This is a genomic window from Thiomicrospira sp. WB1 (assembly GCF_001507535.1).
In the GTDB taxonomy this organism is placed as follows: Bacteria; Pseudomonadota; Gammaproteobacteria; order Thiomicrospirales; family Thiomicrospiraceae; genus Hydrogenovibrio.
On the sequence record NZ_LQBN01000002.1, the window covers coordinates 270,820 to 295,351 of the forward strand.

A 24,532-nucleotide genomic window follows, 5' to 3' on the forward strand; every position below is an offset into this window, starting at 1 on the left:
ATTAAGTCCGAATAGGAAGTGAAAAAAATGGCAAAAAAGGAAGCAAAAACAGATTTCTGGGTTTATGGGCTTCTCACAGAAGCAGACATTGAACTTGAACCACAAGGAAGCTCTATCAAAGAAATCAATGACGCTCTGAAAACTGCGTCAAAGGCTGGATCTGGCAAGGTCGGTTTCCCCGAATTCGTCGGGCTGGTTAAAGATTTCTTGTTGATTATTGAAAACAAAGCGGACGTTGCCAAACACGTTAAAAGAACCAAAGGAGACACGATCAGCACGGCTGTGAAGGACGTAAAAGACTGCGCCGTGAATGGAGCCTTATTTTATGGCAAACATTTAGCCAAAAATACGAGTTATAACAAGATCATTGCCTTTGGTATATCTGGCGATCAAAAGCAGCATTATATTAGTCCGATTTTCATTGATGAAACTGAATACTACCGAGAATTGCCTGATGTAGAATCTTTCATTTCATTCAATGAAGAGAATATCGAAGAATATTACACTAGAGAAATTCTGGAAGAAGAAACTGATTACGATAAAGAGCTTCATGAAATCCTGAAGGATGCCGCAGAGCTTCACGAAGATTTGCGGAACTACGGTAACCTGAAAGATATAGACAAACCGCTTGTCGTATCAGGTATTTTGCTAGCCCTTCGGGAGTCAGAATATAAAAACTTTTCCACTGATGATCTGATTGGCGATGACACCGTTAGCACCGATGGCGATAAAATCTTCAAAGCCATTGCATCGAACCTCAAGCGCTCTAACGTTCGGCCTGATGTTAAGCGTGATAAAATCCTCAGCCAATTTGCGATTATCAAAGATACTCAAATCCTGAACGAAATTAATACCACGCTCGGCAAGACCCCTCTGAAGCATTTCACCGAATTTTTGAACCACCGGATATATAGGAGTATTCGCTACACTAGCTCTTCCGAGGATTATCTGGGACGGTTCTACGGCGAGTTTATGTCCTACTCGGGTGGGGATGGCCAAACCCTCGGCATTGTTCTGACTCCGAAACACATAACGGATCTGTTCTGTGAATTGTTGGATATTCAGCCCGATGATATCGTCTTTGATCCTTGTGCGGGAACAGCGGGCTTTCTCATCGCCGCTATGCACCACATGATTGCTAAGGCGGATACCGAGGAGCAGAAAAAGGACATTCGTCAAAAGCAGCTTCACGGGCTGGAGCTGCAACCCTACATGTTCACCATTGCTACCACGAACATGATTTTGCGGGGTGATGGCAAATCCAACTTGGTCAATCACAACTTCCTGAAAGAGAGCCCTAGTAAGATCCAGCTTAACGGCGCAACGGTTGGAATGATGAACCCGCCGTATTCGCAAGGCTCAAAGAAGAACCCTGACCTTTACGAAATTGCCTTCACAGAGCATCTGCTGGACTCATTGACCGAGGGAGGCCGTGCGGTAGTTATCGTGCCTCAATCGTCAATGACCGGGAAGTCATCGGAAGAAAAGGCCATTAAAGGCAATATCTTGAAAAAACACACGTTAGAGGGTGTGATTACGCTGAACAGCGATACCTTCTATGGCGTTGGGACATTGCCTTGTATAGCGATATTTACGGCCAATGAGCCGCACCCGAAAGGCAAGGAATGCCGGTTCATTGACTTCCGCGACGATGGCTACAAAATCAATCCACACATCGGTTTGGTTGAGACTGAGCAGGCCAAAGACAGAAAGCAACACCTGCTGGATGTTTGGTTCGACAGGATCGAAGCGGCAACCAATTTTTGCGTGAAAACGTCCATCGAGAAAGACGACGAATGGTTGCACAGTTTCTACTACTTCAATGACATGATGCCCACTGAAAGGGAATTTGAAGCGGTAATCACTGATTTTCTGGCCTTTGAATATCTGATGATCGTAAAGAACAGACCCTATTTATTTGAAGGGCTTAGCTGGCACGATGTGACGCAAAACGAGATAGAGGATCTGGTTGAAAAAGATTGGGAAGAGTTCTTCCTGAAGAGCATTTTCAAAGAGGTTCAGCGCGGTAAACGCTTGAAGAAAGATAATCAGGTGCCGGGGAAAATGCCCTACATTTCCTCGACATCACTGAATAACGGCGTTGATAATTTCATCGGGAATAATACCGGCGTTCGGATTTTCTCAAACTGTCTGACAGTCGCGAATAGCGGCAGTGTAGGGTCAAGTTTTTATCATCCATACAGTTTCGTTGCCAGTGATCACGTAACCCATCTAACGAACAATGAATTTAGTAAATACATCTATTTATTCATTGCAGCGCTAACAAATCGGCTGTCCGAAAAATATAACTTCAACCGTGAAATTAACGACAAGCGGATCAGTCGAGAAAAGATAATGTTGCCGGTGACGGAAGAAGGTGAGCCAGATTTCGAATACATGGAGCAATATATGATGAATCTAGAATATCAGAAACGTAAGCAGTATCTTGGCTATGTTGAAGGTTAAATTTGAGAAGCGCTTATTATTAGTTTACTCAATCTAACAAGCTTTAGTGTTATCTTGAAGTATAGACTTTAATGCTATTTAAAAACCACACAAAAACTGACTTAAGCAAAAAAGTTATCCGCCCTTATAAAAGGATAAGCCTAATGGGTACATCGACAGAGAAAGAGATCATTAATGCACTAATTCGACTAAAGCATGGTCGCCCTAAGGTAGTCGATAAAAAGCGAAAATTAAGCATCTCAGCACTTGCAGAAGAAGCGGGTGTATCTGATTCCACCATACATAATCGTTATCCTGAAATAGCGGCAGAAGTTCGTGAAATCATGGGCAAAGAGCATAAAGCTCAACGGGATGAAAAGATCGAAAAGCTTAAGCTTGAGAAATCTAAGAACAGAGAGCTTCGAGAACATATCGAACAGCTTGAGTCTGACATTCGCAAGCTGACCTCCATCAACGCCACTTTGAGCAACGAAAATGCTCAACTCAAAGCTGAAATGGCCAGTAAAAAAGTTGTAAGAATTAATCAAAATTAGAGGGTTTTATAACCATGAAAAAACAGAAAAAGTCTTACAGTGGTTGTAAGTCAATAATTTCAACTACTTGCTTTAATGTAAGTCTTACAAAGGTTGTATAATTTATGAAAAAAGGAATTCATTTTGTGTTGAGCCTGGCACTGATCGGTTGTGGTTCGGGGGCTGCATGGGCCGATGCCGAGCAGACCTGGGAAAACGCCAAAGACGATGCGGCGTCCGCCTGGGAAAAGACCAAGGAGACGGCCAAAGGCGTGGGTGACGATGTGTCGGAAGCCTGGGATGAAGCCAAATCAACCAGTTGGGAGGATATTAAGTCTTCGGCAGAACAGACGGGGACCGACCCGGTTAAGCCTGAAGAGGATGCAGCAGGCATTCCCGTCGATTAAGGCAGAGTGAAGCGTGGGTGGCACACTGTGCCAGAGCGAATGAATCGGATTGGTCTCTATCGTTTGAAACTGGCATAATAACGGCTCAATACATATTGAGGGCACCGTGTATGTCGAACCAACTAAATTCCTTGAAATGGCTCATTATGCTGGTCGCCTCGTTTCTGGTACTGACCGGGTGCGAAAAAATTTCCAATTCCGCCAAAAATCTTCAATCCGACTGGGTGGGGCTGGATCGTAAAATCGAAATTTATACCTGCCATACTGGTGAGCGAATCAAGTCTTATCAGGGGAGTGTTCGCATCAACCCGGATGATCAGTTGACGGAAGGCACGTCTTTTTTGGTGGATGGCAAAAAATTGCACACCAATATGTGCTATGTGGTCACGGAGCTGGGGATTACGGAACAGCCTTTGTCTGAATAACCCCCGACAGCTATTTTTTAAAAACAACGCAGCGGACAACGCATGAATCAAACTAATTTTTCATCTCTAACCAAATGGTCGCTTCTTCCTCTATTGGGCGCCAGTGTGATGTTCGGCGGTTGTGCCACCGTCAACTCCCAGGCATTGAGCGAAAATGAATACCTTCTGACGACTTATTATGATGAACCGCCCAGAACGCTGCAAAGTCGAGCATTGACCAGTAAAGCCGAATCCCTGTGTCCGGTCGGTGTGTCCGTCCGCTCACGCCATGCCACCAAAGCGGCGGAATTTGGCAAGGACGACGTCAGCTGTGTGTCGGGCAATTGCCGCTATCGTTTGACCTGGCGCGTGGTTTGCACCGATGTGGTCCCGCAGGAATCTTCCTGGTTTGGTGATACCTGAGTCGTAGATGGGGTTGCGCGTTCACCTTCTGTGGCTGTTTGGACTGCTGATCGTGGGCGTATGGGCTCGACCTGATCGCCTTGAATGGCCCATGTTGGCATTGCAATCGTTGACTTGGCTGCCTTATCTTCTGGCTTTGCTGAGTGCTTTTATCAGCCTGTTCTTAAACCGTTTTCAGCCGATCCTGCTGGTGATGGCACTGTCGACTTATTGTTTTTTTCTGTCCTATGGGTTGCCTCAATGGCCCACCCAGTTTCTGATTCTTTATCCGCTATTGGCCTTTGCGATGCCTTGCCATTTGTTACTTCTACGCCTGCTGCCCGAAAAGGGGTTCCATCACTTTGGGTGGATCGTCTTTCAGGGGCTTTTGTGGCTGACACCCTTCGTGGTTGTGTTGGTTGGCGTCCAGCTTCTGCCGCATCCGGACTGGTCCTGGCTGTTTTGGCCGGTGGCCACCGAATGGATTCACTTGACGTGGAGCGCTCTGGCGATCACCGTGTTGATTTTACTGGTCTGGCTTGCGCGTCTGGCCTTTGCATCTCACCGGCGTTTGCTGGATTTGGCGATGCCGTTTGTCCTGGTGATGGCCATGATGGGGTTGAATTCGGCTGCGGACGCCGCAACTCTGGCTTGGTGGGCATCGCTGGCCACATTGGCCGTGTTGCTGGCGATGGTGTTTGATGCCCACCATTTGGCTTACACGGATACATTAACCGGTTTAAAAGGTCGTCGTGCCTTGTTTGAATCGTTTGCCGGGTTAGGTCGGCGTTATGCCATCGCCATGATGGACATTGATCATTTTAAAAAATTCAATGATCGCTATGGGCATGAAACCGGTGATAGGGTATTGCAAGCGGTGGCGACCCACTTAAAGCAATCGGGCATGTCACGCGTTTACCGCTATGGCGGTGAAGAATTTACGCTGGTCTTTCCGGGTAAAACGGCTCGGGAAGCGCTGCCCGTTTTGGAGTCCGTTCGGGAACGCATTGCGAACAAACCGCTCCTGGTTCAGGACAAAACCGGTCAGAAAAAGACCGTCCGCGTGACCGCGAGTTTTGGGGTCGCCGAAAAAGATGCGCAGAACGGAGCACCAGAGGCCGTCATGCAGGCAGCGGATGCGTATTTATATCAAGCTAAAAAGGCCGGGCGAAACTGTGTCAAAGGCACCGGTCTGGCTAAGGCGCGAACGGGGACGACCAAAACAAAACGCACTCAAACCACCAGGCCTGGTAAAAAATAGCCTCGGCCGAGTTGGTAAATCGTTAAAAGGAATGGCAATGACTGAACAGACGACAAAAAAAGAATCCGACCCGACAGGTGAGTTGCCCAGAGTGACCGAGTCATCCAGCCTGGGGATTGTGTTTCGTTTGAGTTTGGCCGATGGTGAGGAAGTCGAAGCCACGCAGGAAGACGAAATCTTTCGTTTCGAAATGGGCGATGGTGAACTGTTTCCGGCACTGGAACAGTGGTTAGTCGGACTGGAGTTGGGGACCCGAGCTCAGTTGGGGTTATCGCCCGCTCAGGCATTTGGAGAGCCGGATCCAAGCAATGTGCATCGCATGCCTCGCAGTGATTTTCCCGAGAGTATGGCACTCGAAGCGGGGTTCGTGGTCGGGTTGAATACGCCGAGCGGAGACGAAGTCCCAGCCACGGTCCTGGCGGTGGACGATGACGTGGTGACTCTGGATTTTAATCATCCTCTGGCCGGCAAGGCGTTGAATTTTGATGTGACAGTGGTTGAGATAGATGGCCAGGCCATGACAAGCTAGGGGGTTTCCTTGGCTTGATCCCGGTGGGTCTGACTGCAAAAATAACGACGCTGCCCATTCTGCTTTTCCATGATCGCCTCGCTTTCAGGCAGGTGAAGGCCGCATTGTTCACAGGCCACCATTCGATCCGCGGCCTGTTGTGTCTGCTCAGCTTGCGAGGCGTCGTCGTGTTCATTCAGCATGGCGTTCATGTTCTGGCGAAAGAGTCTGACCCGGCTGTAGACAAAAAGCACCAAAAAAAACACCACCAGAATCAGAAAAAAATAAAACAATGCGCGCATAAACCGGGTCTCCCAACCGCCATCAGGCAAACGTTCTTCTGCGGCATTATAACGGTTCTTTCCGATATAGATAAAAAGAACGGCTTTACGGCCCTAAATTTCAAACACGCCATCGGGATCACTCGTAAACGCAGCGTAAAAGGCTTAAAATACGACTTTTGAATTGCAGTGGCTGAGTTAGGCATGAATTTACACGAATATCAGGCAAAATCCCTTTTTCAGACGTACAGAATCCCGGTACCAGCCGGAGAGGTGGTGCGCGCGGACGACCAATTGGACGCGGCGCTGGACGCGCTGGCAACCGATCGGTGGGTGATCAAAGCACAAATTCATGCTGGCGCTCGCGGCAAAGCAGGCGGGGTGAAGTTGGTGGACACCAGAGCGCAGGCGAAAGAGGCCGTGCAGGCCATGCTCGGCCAACGTCTGGCCACACCGCAAACGGCCGGTAAGGAACTGCCCATTCATGCGGTCCTGATTGAAACAACGCAATCAATTGAAGAGGAGTTGTATCTGAGTTTGCTGGTTGACCGGGCCCGCAAGCGTCACACGTTTATTATTTCAGCGGCCGGTGGCATGGACATTGAGGCCGTGGCCGAAAGCACGCCTGAGCGCATTCATAAGGTCAGCGTCGATCCAGCCGTCGGATTGATGCCTTATCAATGCCGGGAAGTGGGGTTTGCGCTGAATTTGACCGGCGAGGCCTTCAAACAGTTGGGGCAAATCATGCAAGCCGCTTATCAAATGGCGCTGGAAAAAGACATGGCTCTGCTTGAAATCAACCCACTGATCAAAACAACGGACAACGCATTGGTTGCGCTGGATGCGAAGGTCAGTATTGACCCCAATGCGTTGTATCGTCAAAAAGCCCTGGCAGAATGGCGAGATCCTTCACAGGAAGATGAGCGCGAAGCCAGAGCGGCGGATCATCAGTTGAACTACATTGCACTGGAAGGCAACATCGGTTGCATGGTCAACGGGGCGGGTCTGGCCATGGCAACGATGGATTTGATTCAGCTTCATGGCGGTCAGCCAGCCAACTTTTTGGATGTGGGCGGTGGCGCGACAGCCGACCGGGTCGCCGAAGCCTTCAAACTGATCGTTTCTTCCAGTCAGGTGGCGTCGATTCTGGTGAATATCTTTGGCGGCATCGTGCGTTGTGATCTGATCGCAGAGGGCATTATTCAAGCGGTGAAAGAAGTCGGGCTGACACTGCCGGTCGTGGTGCGCCTGGAAGGCACGAACGTTGAACAGGGACGCGCCCGTCTTGCAGAAAGCGGGTTGCAGATTGTGACCGCTGATACCCTGTCCGCGGCGGCAAAACAGGCCGTTGAACTGGCTGGGGAGGACCAATAAATGAGTATTTTAGTCAACGCACAGACCAAAGTGATTTGCCAGGGCATCACCGGCAAGCAGGGCAGTTTTCATTCAGAACAGGCATTGGCCTATGGTACCCGCCTGGTCGGAGGGGTGACGCCAGGAAAAGGCGGCACCACGCATCTAAACCTGCCGGTATTTAATACCGTCAAAGAGGCAGTAGAGCAGACCGGGGCAGAAGCGTCCATGATTTATGTGCCCCCGGCGTTTGCAGCCGATTCCATTATTGAAGCGGTTGCGGCCGGAATCAAAGTGATTACTTGCATTACCGAAGGCATTCCGGTCAATGACATGCTCAAAGTCCGGGCCGTTCTGGATCAGAGCGATGCTTATTTGATTGGTCCCAATTGCCCCGGTTTGATTACTCCGGGTAAAGACGGACAAGGGTGTAAAATCGGAATCATGCCCGGGCACATTCACATGCCGGGACGCATTGGGATCGTGTCGCGCTCGGGGACCTTGACCTACGAAGCCGTGCACCAGACCACGCAAGCCGGACTGGGGCAGACGACCTGCGTCGGTATCGGTGGTGACCCCATACAGGGCATGAGTTTTGTTGATTGTCTGAAAGCCTTTGAGCAGGACCCGGAAACACAAGGCGTGATCATGGTCGGTGAAATTGGCGGTCAGGCAGAAGAAGAGGCCGCTGAATTCATTCAAAAGAATATGAGCAAACCGGTTGTGGCCTACATTGCCGGCATGACTGCACCACCGGGCAAACGCATGGGGCACGCGGGGGCCATCGTCAGCGGCGGTCAAGGCACCGCTCAGGCCAAAATTCAAGTGTTGAAGCAAGCGGGTGTCACCGTCGTGGATTCACCCACCGACATGGGACAAGCCATGCAGGCCTGTCTCTCGTAACGCGCATACTGAAGGAACACACTATGTCTGAACAAATCCGTCTTTGTATGGCGCAGATCAACCCGGTTGTGGGAGACGTGTCAGCCAATGTCGAAGCGATTATTCAGGCGGCACAAGAAGCCAGGACGGCACATCAGGCAGACATCGTGGTCTTTCCTGAAATGACGCTGACCGGCTACCCGCCGGAAGATTTGTTGTTTCGACCCGCGTTGTACGAACAGGTGGATCAGGGGCTGACACGCTTGTGTGAAGCGGTGTCGGACGTAGCTATGGTGGTCGGCTACCCCATGATGGATGACTTGGGCGAACGTTTTAATATGGCTGCCTGGATTGCCGATGGTGAGATCCAAGCCAGCTATATCAAACAAAATTTGCCCAACTACAGTGTCTTTGATGAAAAACGCTATTTTTCTCAGGATGACCAGCCATGTGTGGTGCATTACAAGGGCGTGGGCTTCGGCCTGCTAGTGTGTGAGGACATCTGGAAGTTCACCCCGGCTTCCCAGGCTGTGGAGGCGGGGGCTAACATATTGCTTAATTTGAATGCGTCCCCTTTCTCGCAGGAAAAACATCGTGATCGGATTGAGGTGGTTCGCCGCCGCGTCAACGAGGTCAAGTGCCCCATTGTTTACGTCAATCAGGTTGGTGGGCAGGATGAGCTGGTCTTTGATGGCGGGTCTTTCGCGACCTGTGCCGAAGGCGAAGTGCAGGTTCAGGCGCCGGAATTTGTCAAGGCACTGACCCCGGTGACGGTCTTGAAACAGGCCGATGCCGTGGCCATTGCGCCGGGTGAAAAAGCCTCGCTCTATGAAGACGAAGCTCGGATTTATCAAGCGCTCAAGTTGGGCTTGAAGGATTACGTCCACAAAAATGGGTTTCAGGGCGTGTTGCTCGGGCTTTCAGGCGGCATTGATTCCGCGCTGACCCTGGCCATCGCCGTGGACGCATTGGGGGCAGATCAGGTGGAGGCCGTGATGATGCCGTTTCATTACACCGCTCAGATCAGCCAGGAGGATGCCGCCGCACAAGCCAAGCGATTAAACGTGGCCTTTCAGACGCTACCGATCGAAACCATTTATGCCGGTTTTGAATCTTTATTGGCGCCACGCTTTGAAGGTCGGTCGATAGACACCACTGAAGAAAATCTTCAAGCCCGCATTCGTGGGGTTTTACTCATGGCGATGTCCAACAAGTTGGGCAAGGTGGTGTTGGCCACCAGCAATAAATCCGAGGTGGCCGTTGGGTATTCAACGCTTTATGGCGACATGGTCGGCGGTTTTTCTCCGCTGAAAGATGTGTCCAAAACCTGGGTCTACCGCTTGGCGCGTTATCGTAATCAGCTGCCCGATGCTGAAACGGCACCGGTGATCCCGCCTCGTGTGATCGAACGGCCCCCTTCAGCGGAATTGCGTCCTGATCAGACGGATCAGGATACTTTGCCGGAATATGACGTTCTGGATCCGGTCATCGAAGCGTTGGTCGGACGGGATGAGTCACCGGAGGTCATCGCAACGCAGTTGTCGGTGGAGCTGGCATTGGTGCGGCGCATTGCTGCGATGATTCAAAAGAATGAATATAAGCGCCGTCAGTCAGCTCCGGGTGTGAAAGTGTCTCCCCGAGCTTTTGGGCGGGATCGGCGTTATCCGATTACTTCGGGTTATAAAGAGTAAAGCCTCTCAGCCCAGTCAGATGGCGGGGGCTTGGTTTGGCTGTGATGTTGGCAGGTCTGGGATTAGAACCAGTCTCCCACCGAATCGAGCATGCTGTCCCACCAGCTTTTTTCTGGCTGTTTCCAACGGTGTTTTTGTGTTGCCTGACTGTCTTCAGATGGGGCTGCGTCAGCCGCAGCATCTGATTTGACTTGGTGTTTGCCCAGATTGTAATCAATGACTGACTGGGTATCGGTTGCGTTCTGGGTCATGCCAAGTTCAGTGTACGCATCGCGCATCAGTGCCAGCGCCGGCATCACGGTCTGCGCATTAGGGTAGTTCTCGATCAAGGCTTTGACACGAGTGGTGGCCGCCAGATACGCCTGACGGTCAAAGTAGTATTTGGCCACTTGAAACTCATGGCGGGCCAAGCGGTTCTGCAGAGCAATGATGCGCTCACGCGCCTTGGCGGCATAGGGACTTTTCGGGTATTTTGATAGAAGTTCAAAGTACCCCTGAAAGGCCTCGCGTGTGGACGCCATATCGCGGCGTGCCGGGTCGGTAATCCAGTCATCCAGCCAGCTTTTGTTGATGGCATCGGTTGCCAGGGCTTTCAGGTAGTAGGCATAAGGCAGAGCGCGATGCTTGGGAAAGAGACGAATGAATTCCTGTAATTCGCGTTGGGCTGATTCCGGTTCTTCATACCGATAGTAGGCATAAGCCAGTTCGAGATAGGACTGTTCGGCGTACTGGCCATATGGGTAATAGGCCTTGAGCTTTTCGTAGTTTTCAATGGCGGTGTCCCACTGGCCACTGTTGAAGGCGTCTTTGGCCGCAGCATAAAATTCTTTGACGGTTTTGTCTTCGTCTTCCTTGGCAACCAGTGAAGAGCAGCCGCTTAAGCTAAGCGCGGCAAAAAAGAGGAGCAGGGAAATCAGCGATTGCTTCATAATCTTTGATAAACTATTGTCAAACCCATTAGTACAGCGTTTTAGTCAGATTCTGACGCATCAAACACTGCGAAGATGGTTCGATCACGAGCTCAAAAGCCATCGAGATCGAAATACTCAAAAACCGGATGATAGCACATTTTCACGCCCCCGGATACAGATTGCCTGTGGTTTGCACGGGCTCTTTATCGAATTCAGTCAAACCAGAAGGAACAGGCATTGTCACCCCCTCAGAATGAAACAGCACAGGCACTCAGAGAGCGCATTTTCCTGCAAGGTACGATCCCGGAGTCAGCTCTGGGAAAACGGCTCGACGCCGCACTGGCTGGCTTGTTTGACGATTATTCCCGCAGCCAGCTACAAACCTGGGTCAAACAGGGAGCCCTGCAGATGGATGGCCAAGTGGTGACCAAGCCCAATACAAAAGTGATGGGCGGCGAACAACTGTCACTAGAGGCCGAACTGGAAGACCGCACAGATATTGTGCCGCAGCCGATTGAGCTCGAAGTGGTTTATGACGACGATGCGATCCTGGTGATTAACAAGCCCCCCGGTTTGGTGGTGCATCCCGGCGCGGGCAATCCGGACGGGACCCTGATGAATGCATTGCTTTATCATTATCCCGCGCTGCAACAGGTGCCCAGAGCCGGCATTGTGCACCGGCTGGATAAAGACACGTCGGGTCTGATGGTGGTAGCCAAAACCTTGACTGCGCAGGCACATCTGGTGGATCAACTGCAGCGCCATGATGTGGAGCGTGTGTATGACGCGGTGGTCGTGGGGCGCATGATTGCCGGAGGGACGGTTGATAAGCCCATCGGGCGTCACCCCAAAGATCGAAAGCGCATGGCTGTGTTGGCGGTGGGGGGTAAGCGTGCGGTCTCGCACTACCGTGTCAAAGAACGCTTCCGAGGGCACACGCATGTCCGAGTGGCGCTTGAAACCGGCCGTACTCACCAGATTCGCGTACACATGGCCCATCTGGGGTTCCCGCTGGTGGGTGACCCGGTCTATGGCGGGCGAATGAAAATCCCCAAAAAAATGTTGCCTGAATTCGTTGAGTTTTTGCGGGCGTTTCCACGTCAGGCCTTGCATGCGGGCGCACTGAGCCTGACTCATCCGGTGACGCAAAAAGTCATGAACTGGAAAGCGCCGATTCCTGACGACATGCTGGGCCTGATGGATGTGTTGCGTGATGATATGGCGGATTTTGATGCGCAGATGAACGCCAATTGGGATGGTGGTTATGATGAGTATGACCCTGATCATGGGGTTGAGGTCGAATGGGTCACTGACGCAGACATCCCGGAAGAAAGAGAATAAATGACTTGGTTCAGCCTGTGACTCTTACCTTTATGGAACCCGACTGGTCACTCCCTGCTGGCGTGAAAGCCTGTGTGACGACACGGGAAACCGGCCACAGTCAGGGACCTTGGCAGGCAGGCAATCTGGCCGACCATGTGGGCGATTGCCCTGCGGATGTGGCCGCCAATCGCCAGGCGTTGCTGACGGCGTTGGGCGGTGGCGTGCAGCCGGTTTGGTTGGCTCAAACGCATTCTACTCACGCCCTCGCGATTGACAGGCCATCTGTGCGGCTGGATGAGAAGGTGCCGCAGGCCGATGCCAGTTGGACGAATCAGAAGGGGCTGGCTTGTACGGTGTTGACGGCCGATTGCGCCCCGATTTTGCTCGCGGACCAAAACGCGACGGCAGTGGCCGCGATTCATGCCGGCTGGCGCGGTCTGGTCAATGGGGTGGTTGCAAACACCATCCGTGGCATGCCGGTCCCGGCCGATCAATTGCTGGCCTGGGTCGGCCCAACCATCGGACCGGCGCATTTTGAAGTTGGCGCGGAGGTTTTTCAGGCCTTTGTGGAAGCGTTTGAGGGCGCGGCGGCGTGTTTCCAACCAGTGCAGACGGCGCCGGATACGCATTACATGGCAGATCTACCAGGCCTGGTGAAAATTGCCATGATCCAGGAAGGGGTTCAGGCCATCACCCTTAGCGACCTCTGTACCTATTCAGACCCGCAACGCTTTTACTCCTATCGGCGGGAAGGGCAAACCGGCCGTCAGGCCAGTCTGATCTGGCTGACCTGATCTGGCGCAGCTTGATCAGAATTTGCCGGTATTGATCACCGCTTCCAGTTTTTCCAATGATTCCGGTAAGCCTTGCGCAATGACCACATCGCCCGCGCGCAGGCGTGTGCTGGAGGCCGGGTCGTCGCCGCGCACGCTGCCACGTTTGATCGATTTGATTTCAACGCCCAGAGACTGAGTGGGCAGATCTGCCAGGGTTTTGCCCACTGACCAGGCGCCGTCATCAACGTCGAAAGGTTGAATGATCTGGCCAACCTGTCCGTGATCAAACGGGATGGCATCGGTTTCCCCGAGGTAAAGCCCAGAGAGCAGACTGTAACGGTCCTGGCGGGCCTGCCGGGTCAGGCGCAGAACCTGGCTCGGCGGCTGGCCCAGCATCATCAGCAGATGTGAGGCCAGCATGATGCTGGCTTCGAAGGTGTCGGGGACGACTTCGGTGGCGCCGGCTTCGAGTAACTCTTCCAGATGACTCTCGTCCTGGGTTCGTACCAGCACAGGCAGGTCGGGTGCAATGCTTGACAGTGTTTTAAGGGTTTTCATGGCCGCATGGTGATCATGGTGCGTGATGATCGCGACTTTGGCCTGGTGGATATTGGTGGCTTCCATCAGGCTCTGTTTGGACGAGTCGCCGAAAAAGACCGGTTCCCCACTCTGTTGGGCTTCTTTGACCCGTTTGATGTCCATGTCCAGTGCGACATAGGGCACATGCGCCTGTTGCAGGAATTTGGCGGTGGTTTGTCCGACGCGACCGAAACCGGTCAAAACGACATGGTTGGAGAGGAATTTACTTTCTTCTTTCAGTTCATGCGCCAGCTCGGCAAAGTCACTCTGATAGCTTTTGGAAAACAGCCATTGGGCAAAGCGTCCGTTGTATTTGATCATCATCGGCGTCACCATCATGCTGAGGACGGTGACCGTCAAGAGGATTTGTCCCAGCGTTTCCGACAACAGGTTGTCATTGATTGCCAGAGTCAAAATCACGAGCCCGAATTCCCCGACCTGGGCTAGTGAAAATGCCGTGCGCGCATTGACACCGGCCGGACGTTTGAATAGCGCCATGACAGCAAAAATCAACACGCCTTTGAGCAACATAATGCCGAGGGTAACCCCGAGGATGACCCACAGGTGGGTGGCGAGAATGTCTGGGGAGATCATCATGCCGACCGTAATAAAGAACAGCCCAAGCAAAATGTCCTGGAAGGGACGAATGTCGGCTTCAATTTGGTGGCGGTACTCGGTTTCCCCCAGCATCATCCCCGCCATGAACGCCCCTAGGGTCATGGAGATGCCAAGCTCTTCGGTAAAGGCCGCCGCGGCCAGCACCACGGTGAGCACCGTGAGTGTGAACAGTTCCTGTGATTTGGCTGTGGCTACCTCATGAAACAGAGGCCGCAACACATAGCGTCCGGCCAGCAGCATTACCACGACCACAAACAGACCTTTGGCAAACGCCCAGCCCAGTTCTGTGGTGAGCGACTCCGCCGCGACTTCGGGTTGGGCCATGGCCATACCCAGTGCGGGAATCAGGATCAACAGGGGGATGGCCATAATGTCCTGGAAAATCAGGATGCCGACGGTGGCTCGCCCGTGACGGGTGTGAATTTCCGACTGTTCGGTCAGTTGCTTGATCACAATCGCGGTCGAGGACAAGGCAAACGCTCCGGCCATCACCACCGAGGTTTCAAAGCTGAAATCCAGCAGTCGGGCCAACCCGTAGACGATCAATGCGGTCAGGCCAACTTGCAGGCCACCATAGCCGAATACCATGCGCCGCATGGCGACCATCTGCGACAGGGAAAATTCCAGACCGATGGCAAACAACAGAAACACAATCCCGAACTCAGCCAGAAAATGAATGCTGTCCTCATTGGCAATCAGTTCCAGCCCGTAAGGGCCCACAATGGCGCCGACAAGGATATAGTTGAGAATGGGGGGCAGGTGAATCCGTCGTGACAGAGACACCAGTCCCACGGTAATCACCAGCAGAAACACAATGTTGAATAGAATGTGATCAAACATCATTGTTCTGCGTCCTGTGTCGTTTGGGGCAATTCAAAGCGCATGGAGTAATCCGTTGCCTGCAGGTGCTTGGTGATGGCGCCGGTGGAAACGAAATCCACACCGGTCTGACCCAGTTGCGGGCACTCGCTAAGCGTGACATTGCCGGAAGCTTCCAGCTTGGGGCGCTGGGTTCGAGCCGTTTGCGCCTTGACCCAGTCAACGGCCTGGGTGATTTGTGCCAGCGAAAAGTTATCAAGCATGATGGTGTCGGCCCCGCTGTGATAGGCTTCTTCGAGTTCGGCCATGGTTTCGGTTTCGACTTCGATGCTGACGCCCGGATGCGTCCGGCGAGCGCGTTGGACGGCCTGGGTGATGCCATGCGCTGCCATGATGTGGTTTTCTTTAATCAAAATTGCATCATACAAACCGATCCGGTGATTTTGTCCGCCGCCAGTATGTACCGCGTACTTTTGCGCTAACCTCAGTCCAGGGAGCGTTTTTCGGGTGTCGAGTAAGCGGGTGGTCTGGCTGTTGAGCGCTGCGACGTACGCATGCGTGGCAGTGGCAGTGCCTGACAGGGTTTGCAGAAAGTTCAGGGCCGTGCGCTCGCCGGTCAGCAATGAGGCGGCCTCCCCCCGAAGACGGCAGACAGTGGTATTGGGGGTAATTTGATCGCCTTCCTGACAAAGCCACTCGATCTCGATCGACGGGTCCAGCTGTGCGAAGACCTGGTCAAACCAGGGCCGCCCGCAGATCACCGCCGCTTCTTTGGCAACGATGGTCGCCGTGGCAAGGCCGGAGGGAACCAGCGAGGCGGTCAGGTCCCCGGGGCCAATGTCTTCTTTCAGGGCGTTTTCAACGTCTTGGGGCAGGGTCTCAAAATAATCCATTCACTTGGCTCGTGTTTCGTGGCTTTTTTTCCGTTAAAACGCCTATTATACTATGCCCTAACGGTTTGCGGGCGGGCGTCCGCATGAATCCTTTTTTTACAGAACGGCTCAGGAACTCGATGATCCATGCAGATTGATCCCCACAGCCATTGTTTGACCGAGGCGTTGCTGATTCCCAGTCCCAATGCGGATGAGCGTCCGGATCCGGATGATATTTCCATGGTGGTCATCCATGGCATCAGTTTGCCGCCTGGCCAATTTCAGACCGAGGGTGTGACGCAACTCTTTACCAATACACTGAACCCGAACGAGCACCCCTATTATGCCGAAATACAGCATTTGAAAGTGTCGTCTCACCTGTTTATAAGGCGTGACGGTGAGTTGATTCAATATGTACCGTTTCATCGTCGGGCCTGGCATGCCGGTCAGTCGCAATGGCAAGGACGTCAGGCGTGTAACGATTTCGCGATTGGCATTGAACTGGAGGGAACCGATACCCTGCCTTATGACCCGCGGCAATACCAGCGTCTGAATCAGGTTCTGGCCCTGCTTAAGCAAACGTATCCGCGTTTGTCTGACCAGTCGGTGGTGGGGCATTGCGACATCGCGCCCGGGCGAAAAACGGACCCGGGCGAGGCGTTTGACTGGTCATTGCTAAAAAGCTGACTCAGCTGTCAGGCAATCCAGCCCCGTTTGGGTTTCTTTTTTTGTGTCCGTTTTTTGGGCAAAAATTTCAGACAAGGCCGACCGGAGGATTCCAGAACCACGGCACTTGGCATCTGAGTGGTTTTAAAACCAAACGCTTTGCAGCCTCTGGGGTTGGCTTCGTCCCAGGTGATATAGAAATGCTGACATTGAAAGCAATCAATGGGCTCTGGCGTCCGGGGGTCATTGGTTTGACTCATTGGTCCTCATTAGTCATTTTTGCTTTAGCCTTTAAACCAGATGATAAAATTCATGCTCATAAAGTCAAGGTTGACATCCACAATGTTCGCTGGAAAGTGTCGCGCCCGTTGCAACGGGTTGGGCGCTTACGTATGATTTAAGAAATCCAAAGATCAACGAACCTGAAACAAAAGGAAACAACATGAGTAAAGTCGGATTGTTTTATGGCACCGATACGGGCAACACAGAACGTGTGGCGGATATGATCAAAGACAAACTGGGCTCGGACCAGGTTGAGGTGCATGACATTGCCTCGGCGTCACCTGATGACTTTGCCCAATACGACAAGATCATTCTGGGACAGCCAACCTGGTATTACGGTGAACTGCAGTCCAGCTGGGACGATTTCTGGGATGAATTCAAAGGCATCGATTTTACCGGTAAAACTGTGGCCTGTTTCGGTCTGGGCGATCAGGCGGATTACGCCGAATACTTTCTGGATGCGATGGGCTTTATGCATGATGTGGCGGTTGAAAATGGCGCCACGCCGGCAGGTTATTGGCCGACCGACGGCTATGAGTTTGACGAGTCCAAGGCGGTCACCGAAGACGAAGAGTTTTTTGTGGGGCTGGCGATTGATGAAGACCAGCAACCTGAGTTAACCGCAGGGCGGGTCGATGCCTGGGTGGATCAGATCAAGGAAGAAATGGAATTAAGTTGATTGGATGGCGGGAAGCCCATGCATGATCGTAAAACGGCCCGATAAGGGCCGTTTTTGTTTCCGGGTGGCTTTTTTACCAGGCCTGGTAAAAACGACAGGCGTTTTAACGCTCGTCGGTGGTGTCGTTGGGGGCGTCGTCGGATGCGCTTGTTTCCGGTCGATGCAGTGCTTGTACGGCCTGCAGGTATTTTTTCCGGCTGAGCAGCAAGCCCCAGCGCGTCCCACCAACCTGGCGCCATAGCAGGGCAGCGCGCAGACCGGCCAGCAGGAGCGCCCGAATTTTGTTGGCCACTTTCGGATTCTGCAGATGACCGTGTTGGCCATTGACCATAATCCGGGGATTGATCTGGCTGATGTTTTCACTGTATGCGCGGGCCAGGGTGGCGATCACGTTTTCATGGTAGTCGCCAAAATGATTGCGCTGGGTCCGAGACGAATCAATCGTGCGGGCGACCTTGTCCAGGACGCCTTTTTTGGAGACGTTTTTTTCCAGAATCATTAAGCTCAGAACATACTTCGTGACTTCGATATTGCGATTGGTGGTTGCCTGCGCGCCATTCATCTGGTTGAGCAAGGTGAGGACGCCGGTCTGGATATTGGCCACATCGCCACCATAGACGTCCAGTGTCTGATCCGGATTGTCGCAATAAAGCGAATCAATGCTGACCTCATAGGCGCGCTGTGAGGCCTGACCGGTCGTTGCCAGCTCAAACACCAACTGAGCGGCCTGGTAAATGCCGCTCAGGGCGATGGCTTTGTCATGAAACGTGTAAGCGTTGCTCATAATGGTCTCTCAAAGAAAAGTTCGGCTTGGTTGAATTCATGGTGACGGCTGTCGATGACGGCGCCCCCCAGACAGTCCTGCCCCCGGTAAAACACGATGGATTGACCGGGGGTAATGGCCGTTTGTGGTGTATCAAAGGCAACCAGTAAACGTTCGTCTGACTGAGCCAGAATCTGACAGGGCTGCTGGGGCTGGCGATAGCGGATTTTGGCTTCCAGCTGTGTCTGCGAAGGCGGTGGTTCGCCGGCGACCCAGTCCATGTGTACGGCCGTCAGGTATCGGTGGTTGAGCAAAGGGTGATCTTCGCCCTGAACCACGATCAGGCGGTTGTGTTCCAGGTCCTTGTCCGCTGCGAACCAGGGAAGGTTGCCCTTGCCATGTCCGCCGCCGATGCCAAGGCCTTTGCGTTGACCGAAGGTGTAATACATCAACCCCTGGTGCTCGCCCAGATGCTCGCCTTCGTCGCTGACCATTTCACCGGGTTGGGCAGGCAGATATTGTTGCAGAAAGTCGCGAAAGTTGCGCTCGCCGATGAAACAGATGCCGGTGCTGTCTTTTTTATTATGGGTAATCAAACCTGTTTCGGCAGCGATCTCACGCACACGCGGTTTGGCCAGGTCGCCCAGCGGAAACAGAGATTTTGCCAGCTGGGCTTGGCCCAGCGTGTACAAAAAGTAGCTCTGGTCTTTATTGCGATCGTGCCCTTGATACAGATGAAAACGGCCGTGTTCATCTTCATGGCGAATCGCATAATGACCGGTGGCAATGAAGTCCGCGCCCAGTGACAGGGCATGGTTCAAGAAGGCTTTAAATTTCACTTCCTTATTGCAGAGAATGTCCGGGTTCGGGGTGCGCCCGGCCTCATACTCGTGCAAAAAGTGGGTGAAGACCCGGTCCCAGTATTCCTTGGAAAAGTTTTCAACATGCAAGGGGATGTCCAACGTTTCGCAAATGGCGAGCACATCCTTTAAATCTTCTGCGGCCGGGCAATAGTCCTCGGTGTCATCGCCTTCCCAGTTTTTCATGAACAGGCCTTCCACCTGATAGCCTTGCTGTTTTAGCAGCAGCGCGGCGACCGAAGAATCCACGCCGCCGGAGAGGCCCACAATCACTTTGGTGTCGGCAGGTGGTTTGGAGGAAGAAAACTCAGGCATAGAACTCTGGGCACTTTTTGTGAAACGTTTTAAAGCTGTTTATTTTAACATGTTTCAACCCTTTTCATGAGGTCGGAGCAGGCACACGCCTCCATTGCCCCGGAAGAAGGGCGTCGAGTGTCCAGGGCCCGATCTGGGTACGGATCAGGCGCAGGGTGGGAAAGCCGACATGAGCAGTCATGCGACGGACCTGACGGTTGCGACCTTCGGTCAGTGTCAAGGTGAGCCAACTGGTGGGGATGCTCTGTCGGGTGCGGACCGGCGGGTTGCGAGGCCAAAGCCAGTCCGGCTCCGGCACTCTGTGTGCTTTGGCAGGTCGGGTCAGGCCATCTTTCAGCGTCACGCCGCGAGCTAATTGGGCCAGTGCCTGATCGGTTATCTCGCCTTCCACCTGCACCAGATAGGTTTTGGCCTGTTTGTGTCGAGGGTGCGCCAGCCGATGCTGGGTGGGACCGTGGTCGGTTAAAATCATAAGCCCTTCCGAGTCGCGGTCCAGCCGTCCGGCAGGGTAGACATCGTTTAATCCGATGTAATCGGCCAGCGTGGGTCTGGGCGGTTGTTGGCGGTCTGTGAACTGCGACAGCACGTTAAACGGTTTGTTAAACAGAATCAGAGTGGGTGATGTATCCAGCGTCTGCCTGTCTGGCTGTTTGGAATTGGATTGGCGGGCCTTGCGTTGCTTATGCTGTTTGATCAGGGCTTGGGTCTTACCGGTTTTTTGGGGCATGAAGTTTGTGCGGCCTTTGCGCTTGTTCGCCGTAGTGGTTAGAATAGCGTCATTCTATCATTGCTCAGGCCTCATTGCAGGCGTCCCGCCCGGCCTGACTGCAAGCCCGTTTCCCACTGTTTTGACTGATGCAAGGATGATGTATGTCACAAAGTACCCCGGCTGATATTGTTTATACCCTGACCGACGAAGCGCCAGCGCTGGCGACGTTTTCGTTTTTGCCAATTGTGCAGGCCTTTACCCGGGCGGCGGATGTGTCGGTGGAAACCCGTGACATTTCTCTTGCCGGGCGCATCCTGGCGCATTTTCCGCAAGCGCTCAAGCCGGAGCAACGTCAATCCGATGCGCTGGCTGAACTGGGAGAACTGGCCAAACAACCCCATGCCAACATCATCAAGTTGCCTAATATCAGTGCCTCCATCCCGCAGCTGACACGGGCCATTACAGAGCTGCAGTCTCAAGGGTTTGCTGTGCCCGATTACCCATCGGAGCCCGCAAACGCTGAACAGGAAGCGGTCAAAGCGACCTATGCCAAAGTGCTGGGCAGCGCGGTCAACCCGGTCTTGCGTGAAGGCAATTCCGATCGCCGCGCGCCCACGGCCGTGAAAAACTTTGCCCGTAAGCACCCTCACAGCATGGGGGCCTGGTCAAAAGACTCCAAAACACGCGTGGCGCACATGGAAGCCGGCGACTTTTACGGCTCGGAAACCTCTGTGACACTGGAAGGCGCCACCGAATTTCAGATCGTGTTTCAACCGGAACAAGGGGGCGAGTCTGAGGTTCTGAAGGACTGGTCGCCACTACAGGCCGGTGAAATCATTGATTCCGCGGTGATGAGTCAAACGGCCCTGAGCCGTTTTCTCAAGCAGGCGATGACTGAGGCCAAGGCTGAAGGGGTGTTGTTCTCCCTGCACCTGAAGGCCACGATGATGAAGGTTTCTGACCCGATTATTTTTGGGGAAGCGGTAAAAGCCTTTTTTGAACCGGTTTTTGCCGGGCATGGCGAGGCCCTGAGCCAGGCCGGTGTGGACCCGGCCTATGGGTTGGGGGACTTGCTGAGTCAGATTGCCAATCTGCCCGATGCGACGCGTCAGGCAATTGAGGAAGGAGTGGCACAGTGCTTGCAGGATCAGGCCGACGTGGCCATGGTGGATTCCGACAAGGGAATTACCAACCTGCACGTGCCCAGTGACGTGATCATTGATGCCTCCATGCCGGCGATGATTCGAGGGGGCGGCAAGATGTGGAATGCCGAAGGCAATCAGCAGGACACACTGGCGGTGATTCCGGATCGTTGCTATGCCGGGGTTTATCAGGAAACCATTGCTTTCTGTCAGCGTCATGGCGCGTTTGATCCGACCACCATGGGCACGGTGCCCAATGTCGGGTTGATGGCGCAAAAAGCGGAAGAGTATGGCTCGCATGACAAAACATTTCGCATGACCCGCACTGGCGTGGTTTCCGTGGTTGATCGTGACGGCAATGCTCTGATGCAGCAATCGGTGGAAGCGGGCGATATTTTCCGCATGTGTCAGGTTAAGGACGCGCCGATCCGTGACTGGGTCAAACTGGCGGTCAACCGGGCACGCGCCACTGGCATGCCCGCTGTGTTCTGGTTGGACTCTGAGCGGGCCCATGACCACGAACTGATCAAAAAAGTGACGCAGTATCTGGCTGACCACGATACCACGGGGCTGGAAATGCACATTATGGCGCCGGCTGAGGCCACCCGTTTTACCCTCCGCCATGTTAAAGAGGGCAAGGATGTGATTTCGGTGACCGGCAATGTGTTACGCGACTATCTGACCGACCTGTTCCCCATTCTTGAGTTGGGCACGTCTGCCAAGATGCTATCGATCGTGCCGCTGATGAACGGCGGTGGGTTGTTTGAAACCGGTGCAGGTGGTTCGGCACCCAAACATGTGCAGCAATTGTTGGAAGAAAACCACTTGCGTTGGGATTCACTGGGTGAGTTTCTGGCATTGGCGGTGTCCCTGGAGCATTTATCCTCGGTGGCCAATAACCCCAAGGCGGCGGTGTTGGCCAAAGCACTGGACAAAGCGACTGAACGGTTACTGGAAACCGGGCGCTCGCCCTCGCGCAAAACCGGCGAAATCGATAATCGGGGCAGCCATTATTACCTGGCCGCTTACTGGGCGCAGGCCCTGGCAGAACAGACGGAGGACGCGGATATCCAGAACCGTTTCCAAAAAGTGGCCAAAAACCTGAAGGATCAGGAAGCCACCATCATGCAAGAGCTCAATGGCATTCAGGGGCAATCGGTGGACATTGGCGGGTATTTCCATCCCGATTTTGATCGGGCCGCTGAGGTGATGCGCCCCAGCGCGACGCTGAACGCCGTGATTGACCAGGCCTGGTAAAAAACCGTTTTGGCTTGGCGGCGGCAAAAGGTGAGTCGGAGCAGCGCAACCGAACTGTTAAGCCAGAAACCTGAGGAGCGGTTACCATGCTCTTGATTTTTACCATGATTCTGGTGGTAGTGCTGCTTTCCCGCATTCTGGAAGAGCGGTCGAACTGGCCCTTTGCGCTGTCGGCCATTACCCTGGCCTATCTGGGAAATCACTTCTTTCATCTGGCCCCGTTGGGCGAAGCCTTTCCGGAAATCGTCTACTTGATGCTGCCCATTATTCTGATCCCGGATGTGTTGGGGGTCTCACGCAGCGAGCTTCGCCAGAACCTGGGCAGCATCGTCTATCTGTCGGTCATTGCCGTGGTGATCGCCATTGCACTGGCCATGGGGCTGACCCATTGGGTCGCGCCTGAATATCATCTGACCCTCGGCATGTTGCTGGCCTTGTTTGCCCCGTTGATGGCCACGGATGTGGTGTCGGTCTCGTCGATTTTTTCCCGCTTCAAGCTGCCCGAACGCTTGAAACTCTACGCCGAAGGCGAAAGTCTGTTCAATGACATCACGGCAATGATTCTGTTCTTTTTTGTGGCCCTGCCCCTGATCGAGGGCAGCGACGTGGTCTGGTCTCAGTTGCAATGGTCATTGGGTTCTCTGGTACTGGAGTCGATCGGGGTCGGTGTGGTGATTGGGCTGATTGGCTACTATCTGTTTAAGTATTTCTCAGACAGCATCGAGCAGTTTCTGACCATTTATCTGATGGCCACGATGGCGTTTCTGGTGGCCGAGCACATGCAGCTCTCCGGCATTTTGGGCGTGGTCGTCACCATTTTGCTGTTCAAATACCTGTTTGACAAAGAAGGGCACTACAAAAAATTTAACCTGACGGCGTTGTATCAGGCTTTAAACCGGGAAAGTGCACCGGAGAACAGCTTTCGCGCCTATCGCAAAGAAGCCGCTTATCTGGGCATGTTCGCCAATGGGGTGATCTTTGTGGCCATCGCCAGTATTGTGGAGCTGTCACTATTGTGGCAATACAAGCTGGAAATTCTTTATGCCTTTGTCCTGACCACGATGCTGCGAGCGGCGTTGCTTCTGCCGCTGATGGCGGTGAAGCATCATCCCTGGCGTTGGGGCGGTGCACTGACGTTTGCCGGTATGAAGGGCGGGCTGGCGATTATTATGGTGTTCTCCCTTCCGGCTGACTTCGTACACAAAGAACTGTTCATGGCCGTGGTGGTGGGTGTGGTCATTTTGTCGATGTTTGTAAACACACTGTTACTCAAAGGCTTTTTATGGTGGAAAGCTTCGGGGTTTGCGCTCGACAAGGCGGCCGAGCACTCGTCCGTCGGCGGCGAGGTCAGCGAAGCCCGCGAAACACTCAAACAGCTGCTGGAACGGGACACGGTGACCAGCGCCTACAACCCGCTGGTGTTTGAAGATGTGATTGAAAAGGAGATGGCACGTGCCCAACGCTATCACGAGCCATTTGCGCTGTTGGCATTTGAGCACAGCGATCCCGGGTTTGTCGGAAGGGAGCTGGCACCGCTGTTGCGCAAGTCCGATTATTTTGGCAAATTGGCACCGTCACGTTATGCGATTCTGGCGACGCATTCAGACATGGATGCTGCATTGATTGTGGCGCAAAAACTCCACCAGCGTTTGGAAAAGCTGCCCATTGCGGTGACGGTCTATGCCACCGGGGACACATTATCAATGCTGTACGAAAAGCTCGATCAGGCACTGGCAAGAAACAATCCCATTGACGTGGAATTGTAAAAAGGGGCTGGCCTGCGTCCTGGACGGC

The 24,532-nt window shown here is 53.2% G+C and carries 24 protein-coding genes; 16 read left to right on the top strand and 8 right to left on the bottom strand.

The window, feature by feature from the left end; genetic code table 11:
• The first annotated feature begins 27 nt into the window (after positions 1-27).
• The 7 genes from AVO41_RS05675 (at position 28) to AVO41_RS05705 (ending at position 5,981) form a co-directional block, all read left to right on the top strand.
• Positions 28-2,466 (top strand): N-6 DNA methylase, encoded by a 2,439-nt coding sequence (locus AVO41_RS05675; RefSeq protein ID WP_068584026.1) that lies wholly within the window; start codon positions 28-30, stop codon positions 2,464-2,466.
• A gap of 143 nt (positions 2,467-2,609) precedes the next feature.
• A complete protein-coding gene (locus AVO41_RS05680; RefSeq protein ID WP_068584029.1) occupies positions 2,610-2,999 on the top strand; it encodes a hypothetical protein in 390 nt (129 codons plus the stop codon).
• Positions 3,000-3,103: 104 nt separating this feature from the next.
• Positions 3,104-3,385 (top strand): hypothetical protein, encoded by a 282-nt coding sequence (locus AVO41_RS05685; RefSeq protein ID WP_068584034.1) that lies wholly within the window; start codon positions 3,104-3,106, stop codon positions 3,383-3,385.
• A 110-nt stretch (positions 3,386-3,495) separates the two neighbouring features.
• Positions 3,496-3,810, top strand: a complete 315-nt coding sequence (locus tag AVO41_RS05690) for a hypothetical protein (RefSeq protein ID WP_068584037.1) — start codon at positions 3,496-3,498, stop codon at positions 3,808-3,810.
• 42 nt (positions 3,811-3,852) lie between these two features.
• Positions 3,853-4,212: a hypothetical protein gene (locus tag AVO41_RS05695; RefSeq protein ID WP_153003493.1), complete on the top strand. Its 360-nt coding sequence runs from the start codon at positions 3,853-3,855 to the stop codon at positions 4,210-4,212.
• 7 nt (positions 4,213-4,219) lie between these two features.
• Positions 4,220-5,452 (top strand): GGDEF domain-containing protein, encoded by a 1,233-nt coding sequence (locus tag AVO41_RS05700; RefSeq protein WP_068584043.1) that lies wholly within the window; start codon positions 4,220-4,222, stop codon positions 5,450-5,452.
• 37 nt (positions 5,453-5,489) lie between these two features.
• A complete protein-coding gene (locus AVO41_RS05705) occupies positions 5,490-5,981 on the top strand; it encodes a peptidylprolyl isomerase (protein WP_068584045.1) in 492 nt (163 codons plus the stop codon).
• On the opposite strand, the gene AVO41_RS05710 is transcribed toward AVO41_RS05705, so the two are convergent.
• Positions 5,978-6,262 (bottom strand): PP0621 family protein, encoded by a 285-nt coding sequence (locus AVO41_RS05710; protein WP_068584047.1) that lies wholly within the window; start codon positions 6,260-6,262, stop codon positions 5,978-5,980. The two genes, AVO41_RS05705 and AVO41_RS05710, sit on opposite strands and share 4 nt — an antisense overlap.
• Positions 6,263-6,445: 183 nt before the next feature.
• On the opposite strand from AVO41_RS05710, the gene sucC reads away from it, so the two are divergent.
• Genes sucC through AVO41_RS05725 form a run of 3 tightly spaced genes read left to right on the top strand, consistent with a single transcriptional unit; the run spans position 6,446 to position 10,167 of the window.
• Positions 6,446-7,615 (top strand): ADP-forming succinate--CoA ligase subunit beta, encoded by a 1,170-nt coding sequence (gene sucC / locus AVO41_RS05715; RefSeq protein WP_068584050.1) that lies wholly within the window; start codon positions 6,446-6,448, stop codon positions 7,613-7,615.
• A complete protein-coding gene (sucD, locus tag AVO41_RS05720; RefSeq protein WP_068584053.1) occupies positions 7,616-8,497 on the top strand; it encodes a succinate--CoA ligase subunit alpha in 882 nt (293 codons plus the stop codon).
• A gap of 23 nt (positions 8,498-8,520) precedes the next feature.
• Positions 8,521-10,167: an NAD+ synthase gene (locus AVO41_RS05725; protein ID WP_068584056.1), complete on the top strand. Its 1,647-nt coding sequence runs from the start codon at positions 8,521-8,523 to the stop codon at positions 10,165-10,167.
• 62 nt (positions 10,168-10,229) lie between these two features.
• Here AVO41_RS05725 and AVO41_RS05730 read toward each other — a convergent pair whose 3' ends face one another.
• Complete coding sequence (locus tag AVO41_RS05730; RefSeq protein WP_068584061.1) at positions 10,230-11,096, bottom strand: outer membrane protein assembly factor BamD; 867 nt, start codon at positions 11,094-11,096, stop codon at positions 10,230-10,232.
• A 219-nt stretch (positions 11,097-11,315) separates the two neighbouring features.
• Between AVO41_RS05730 and rluD the strand changes: the two genes are divergently transcribed.
• Together rluD and pgeF are read left to right on the top strand one after the other, a co-directional pair.
• On the top strand, positions 11,316-12,419 hold the full coding sequence (gene rluD, locus AVO41_RS05735; RefSeq protein ID WP_201022854.1) for a 23S rRNA pseudouridine(1911/1915/1917) synthase RluD: 1,104 nt from the start codon (positions 11,316-11,318) through the stop codon (positions 12,417-12,419).
• Positions 12,420-12,436: 17 nt separating this feature from the next.
• Complete coding sequence (pgeF, locus tag AVO41_RS05740) at positions 12,437-13,195, top strand: peptidoglycan editing factor PgeF (RefSeq protein ID WP_068584795.1); 759 nt, start codon at positions 12,437-12,439, stop codon at positions 13,193-13,195.
• A gap of 15 nt (positions 13,196-13,210) precedes the next feature.
• Here the strand turns inward: pgeF and AVO41_RS05745 are convergent, their stop codons facing one another.
• Both AVO41_RS05745 and nadC read right to left on the bottom strand, forming a co-directional pair.
• Positions 13,211-15,217 carry a monovalent cation:proton antiporter-2 (CPA2) family protein gene (locus tag AVO41_RS05745; RefSeq protein WP_235584680.1) on the bottom strand — a complete coding sequence of 669 codons (2,007 nt, stop codon included), beginning with the start codon at positions 15,215-15,217 and terminating at the stop codon, positions 13,211-13,213.
• Positions 15,214-16,086 (bottom strand): carboxylating nicotinate-nucleotide diphosphorylase, encoded by an 873-nt coding sequence (gene nadC / locus AVO41_RS05750; RefSeq protein ID WP_068584063.1) that lies wholly within the window; start codon positions 16,084-16,086, stop codon positions 15,214-15,216. The genes AVO41_RS05745 and nadC overlap by 4 nt, the downstream gene beginning before the upstream one ends.
• Positions 16,087-16,212: 126 nt before the next feature.
• Between nadC and ampD the strand changes: the two genes are divergently transcribed.
• The gene (ampD, locus tag AVO41_RS05755) at positions 16,213-16,752 is read left to right on the top strand and encodes a 1,6-anhydro-N-acetylmuramyl-L-alanine amidase AmpD (protein WP_068584067.1); all 540 of its coding nucleotides are present in this window, start codon (positions 16,213-16,215) and stop codon (positions 16,750-16,752) included.
• Positions 16,753-16,760: 8 nt separating this feature from the next.
• Here the strand turns inward: ampD and AVO41_RS05760 are convergent, their stop codons facing one another.
• Positions 16,761-16,991 (bottom strand): uracil-DNA glycosylase, encoded by a 231-nt coding sequence (locus AVO41_RS05760; RefSeq protein ID WP_068584069.1) that lies wholly within the window; start codon positions 16,989-16,991, stop codon positions 16,761-16,763.
• Positions 16,992-17,173: 182 nt separating this feature from the next.
• On the opposite strand from AVO41_RS05760, the gene fldA reads away from it, so the two are divergent.
• A complete protein-coding gene (gene fldA, locus AVO41_RS05765; protein WP_068584072.1) occupies positions 17,174-17,692 on the top strand; it encodes a flavodoxin FldA in 519 nt (172 codons plus the stop codon).
• A 103-nt stretch (positions 17,693-17,795) separates the two neighbouring features.
• On the opposite strand, the gene hflD is transcribed toward fldA, so the two are convergent.
• The 3 genes from hflD to AVO41_RS05780 form a co-directional block, all read right to left on the bottom strand.
• The gene (gene hflD / locus AVO41_RS05770; protein ID WP_068584075.1) at positions 17,796-18,476 is read right to left on the bottom strand and encodes a high frequency lysogenization protein HflD; all 681 of its coding nucleotides are present in this window, start codon (positions 18,474-18,476) and stop codon (positions 17,796-17,798) included.
• Positions 18,473-19,630 carry a tRNA 2-thiouridine(34) synthase MnmA gene (mnmA, locus tag AVO41_RS05775; protein ID WP_068584079.1) on the bottom strand — a complete coding sequence of 386 codons (1,158 nt, stop codon included), beginning with the start codon at positions 19,628-19,630 and terminating at the stop codon, positions 18,473-18,475. Before mnmA ends, hflD begins: the two co-directional genes overlap by 4 nt.
• A gap of 64 nt (positions 19,631-19,694) precedes the next feature.
• Positions 19,695-20,240, bottom strand: a complete 546-nt coding sequence (locus AVO41_RS05780; RefSeq protein ID WP_304437703.1) for a pseudouridine synthase — start codon at positions 20,238-20,240, stop codon at positions 19,695-19,697.
• 260 nt (positions 20,241-20,500) lie between these two features.
• On the opposite strand from AVO41_RS05780, the gene AVO41_RS05785 reads away from it, so the two are divergent.
• A complete protein-coding gene (locus tag AVO41_RS05785) occupies positions 20,501-22,738 on the top strand; it encodes an NADP-dependent isocitrate dehydrogenase (protein ID WP_068584082.1) in 2,238 nt (745 codons plus the stop codon).
• Between the two features lie 86 nt (positions 22,739-22,824).
• The gene (locus AVO41_RS05790) at positions 22,825-24,504 is read left to right on the top strand and encodes a cation:proton antiporter (RefSeq protein ID WP_068584085.1); all 1,680 of its coding nucleotides are present in this window, start codon (positions 22,825-22,827) and stop codon (positions 24,502-24,504) included.
• Positions 24,505-24,532: the final 28 nt, after the last annotated feature.